This is a genomic window from Ornithinibacter sp., from assembly GCF_035443565.1.
GTDB lineage: Bacteria > Actinomycetota > Actinomycetes > Actinomycetales > Dermatophilaceae > Fodinibacter.
Map to the genome: position 1 here is coordinate 1 of NZ_DAORSO010000196.1, position 3,367 is coordinate 3,367.

A 3,367-nucleotide genomic window follows, 5' to 3' on the forward strand; every position below is an offset into this window, starting at 1 on the left:
GGCACCCTAGGCTGGCGCCCATGACGCTCATCGCCATCTCCTGGGACGACGCCGCGGGCCGCGACGGTCGCGGTGCCGTCCGGCTCATCGACCAGACCCTGCTGCCCGGGAGCGTGGTCGATCGGGTCACCGACACCACTGACGACCTCGTGGAGGCGATCGCTGTGCTCGCGGTGCGCGGCGCTCCGGCGCTCGGGGTGGCCGGTGCCATGGGTGTCGTCGTCGCGATGGACGAGGGGGCTCGTGAGGGCTGGGACGAGGCCCGGATCCAGGCCGCTGTGGACCGCGTGCGCGACGCGCGGCCCACCGCCGTCAACCTCGCGTGGGGGGTCGACCAGGTGCGGCCGCTGATGGGCAACGGCAGGGATGCCGTGCTGGCGGCGGCCCGTCAGCTTGCCGCCGAGGACGAGGCCGCCAACCGTGAGCTGTCGCGGCTCGGGGCGGACTGGCTGCTGTCCCGCATCGACCGCCCCCGGCTGCGGGTGCTGACGCACTGCAACACGGGATCGCTCGCGACGTCGGCCTGGGGCACCGCCCTCGGCGTGATCCGCGAGCTGCACGCCCGCGACCGCATCGAGCTCGTCTACGCCGACGAGACGCGCCCCCTGCTGCAGGGGGCCCGGCTCACGGCCTTCGAGCTGGAGCAGGACGGCATCCCGCACGTGGTCCAGGTCGACGGGGCCGCTGCCTCGACGATCCTGCGGGGGCTGGTCGACTTCGCCGTCGTCGGTGCCGACCGCATCGCCGCGAACGGGGACGCCGCGAACAAGATCGGCACCCTCGGGGTGGCGCTGGCCTGCCGCGACGCCGACATCCCCTTCATGGTCGCTGCGCCGTGGTCGACCGTCGACCTGTCGATGGCTGACGGCTCCGGCATCGAGATCGAGGAGCGTTCGGGGGAGGAGATCACGAGCATCGGCGGGGTCCGGGTGGCGCCTGCGGGCTCCGGGGGCTTCAACCCGGCGTTCGATGTCACGCCCGCGCGCCTGGTGGATGCCGTGGCGACCGAGCGTGGGGTCGCCCAGCCGAGGTCAGGGCAGGACTTGTGGTCGATCGCCCCGTGAAGGGTCCTGTTCTGTAGCTCTGGGCTTCATTTTGATCATGTGAAGGTATGATCTTCATATGGATTCAATGAAGAGCAGCGCTTCACGATGCACCCTCATCGGTGACATCGTCGGCTCGCGGGGGTCTGTCGACCGCGCTGACCTGCACCGTGCCGTCGAGGCCGCACTTCGTCAGGTCGACGACGCCGTCCCGTCCCTCACGGGGTTGCGGGTCACCGTCGGCGACGAGTTCCAGGGGTCGTACGCGACGCTCGGCGAGGCGCTGGATGCCGGTCTGCGCGTGCGCCTGGCCCTGTTGCCCGACGTCGACACCCGCATCGGGATCGGGCGGGGGAGTGTGACCACGCTCGACCCGGACCGGGGGATCGAGGACGGTCCGGGCTGGTGGGCAGCCCGCTCTGCCGTCGAGGCGGCAGAGGAGGCTGCGGCGAAACCCGCTACCCGGCACGTGCGCACGGCCCTGCGGGTCGCCGCGTCCGAGGACGACACCGCAGTCGACGCCGTCAATGCGGCACTGCTCTGTCGGGACCATCTGGTTGGCTCGTGCTCAGAGCGTTCGATCCGACTGCTGAGGGGGCTCATGCAACCGCACACCACCCAGGGTGACCTGGCGACACTCGAGGGCATCAGCCCGTCGGCGGTCTCCCAGCGCGTGCGCGCTGACGGCCTCGGGGCCGTGTTGGCGGCCCATGACCTGCTGCGGCGGATGCCGTGAGCTGGCTCGGCGTCTGGCTCGTCGGCCTCGGGCTCGCCGACCTCGTGCGGGCCGCAGCCCCGCCTGCGGTGGCGCGATGGTCACCCGCTGTCGGGGCGGCGGTGATCGCGGGTCTCGCCGCCTTGGCCGGGCTCACCGCTCCCACCGACCTCGTCGTGCTGGGGGTGTCGATGGTGGCGCTCGCCCTGTGGGCGGTCCTGTCCGCCCAGGCGTTGTCGACGGGGCGGGGTCACGGCCGTGCCCTGGCCGTCCTCGGTGCCGTGGCCTTCGCGCTCGTCGCGCTGTCGGGGTGGGCCTCGTCGGCCGGTGGGCTGCTCGCGTCGTGGCTCGCCTGGGCCGACCCGCCCCTGCTCGATGCCGACAGTGACCCGGGTGCGGTGCTGCTCGTGACGGGCCTGCTGCTCGCGAACCTCGCCACCGCCAACGTCGTCGTCCGGCTCGTCCTGGTCAGCGTCGGTGCCCTGCGGCCGGTGCAGCAGGCCGAGCTACCGAGCGGGCCGCAAGCCTCGGACCAGTTGCGCGGTGGTCGGCTCCTCGGCCCGATGGAGCGGGTGCTGATCATCGGTCTCGGGTTGGCCGGTCAGCTCACGGCCGCCGGGCTCGTCATCGCCGCGAAGGGTCTGATCCGCTTCCCCGAGCTGCAGGCCAAGCGCGACGAGAGCTCGACGGTGGATGCCGTCGGCATCGACGAGGTCACCGAGTACTTCCTCGTCGGCTCGTTCGTCTCCTGGCTGGTGGCCCTGGCCAGTCTGGCTCTGACCCGCTGAGCGACTTGATCTGCTGAGGGTCCTGACTCGGCGCAGCGCCATCGTGCTCAGATGCTGATGATGTTGCCCTTCCACTCCTGCGGGAAGTCCGTGGTCGTGTCGCCGGCCATGAGCAGGCGGTAGGTCATCGCCGCGGCCTCCTCGAGGTTGAGCGCCCGGCGCAGTGCCATCGACACGGTGTCGCCGAGCGTCGAGCAGCCGTGGTGCGCCATGACGACCGCGTCGTGGTCACGGGCGGCATCCGCGGCGGCATCCGCGATCTCCTGCGAACCGGCGGGGTGGAACGGCACCCGCCCGGCGCTGCCCAGGTAGAACTGGTGGTCCAACGTCGTGAACCGGATCGGTGCGCCGAGCATGTCGACGAGCAGCACGTGCTGCGGGTGCAGGTGGATGACGGCCTGCACGTCCGGGCGGACGGCGTAGGTGCGCTGGTGCAGCTTCCACTCCACCGACGGCCGCTGGGCGCCATCGACGCGCTCACCGTCGAGGGTCAGCTCGACGAGGTCGTCGGCGGTGAGGCGGTCGAGCCACGTGCCCGACCCGGTGACGAGGAAGTGGTCGGTGCCCGGCAGGCGGACCGACAGGTTGCCGCCGCTCGCCTGGACGAGGCCGCGCGCGACGAGGTGCCGCCCGGCATCCAGCAACTGGTCGATCAGGGTGGTGCGCTCAGTCGTCATGCGACCGATTCTCGCCTACCCACTCTCCCCTTCCCGACCTTCCCCACGAGACGTTGGGCGCCGTCGCCAGTGCTCGTCGCGACGGCGTCTCGTGGGGAAGGTCAGCCGGGGTCAGGCGCGGAATCAGGCACCCGCGGGCTGGGC

4 protein-coding genes are annotated in these 3,367 nt (G+C 71.8%); 3 read left to right on the plus strand and 1 reads right to left on the minus strand.

Annotated features, from left to right (window positions below):
• The first annotated feature begins 20 nt into the window (after positions 1-20).
• From mtnA to PLL68_RS13190, 3 genes are read left to right on the plus strand one after another with little or no spacing between them, the layout of a single operon-like run.
• Positions 21-1,064, plus strand: coding sequence for an S-methyl-5-thioribose-1-phosphate isomerase (gene mtnA, locus PLL68_RS13180; protein WP_324534808.1), 1,044 nt, complete (start codon positions 21-23; stop codon positions 1,062-1,064).
• A 58-nt stretch (positions 1,065-1,122) separates the two neighbouring features.
• A complete protein-coding gene (locus PLL68_RS13185; RefSeq protein WP_324534810.1) occupies positions 1,123-1,779 on the plus strand; it encodes a SatD family protein in 657 nt (218 codons plus the stop codon).
• Complete coding sequence (locus tag PLL68_RS13190; protein ID WP_324534812.1) at positions 1,776-2,546, plus strand: hypothetical protein; 771 nt, start codon at positions 1,776-1,778, stop codon at positions 2,544-2,546. Before PLL68_RS13185 ends, PLL68_RS13190 begins: the two co-directional genes overlap by 4 nt.
• A gap of 47 nt (positions 2,547-2,593) precedes the next feature.
• Here PLL68_RS13190 and PLL68_RS13195 read toward each other — a convergent pair whose 3' ends face one another.
• Positions 2,594-3,223, minus strand: a complete 630-nt coding sequence (locus PLL68_RS13195; protein WP_324534814.1) for a class II aldolase/adducin family protein — start codon at positions 3,221-3,223, stop codon at positions 2,594-2,596.
• Positions 3,224-3,367: the final 144 nt, after the last annotated feature.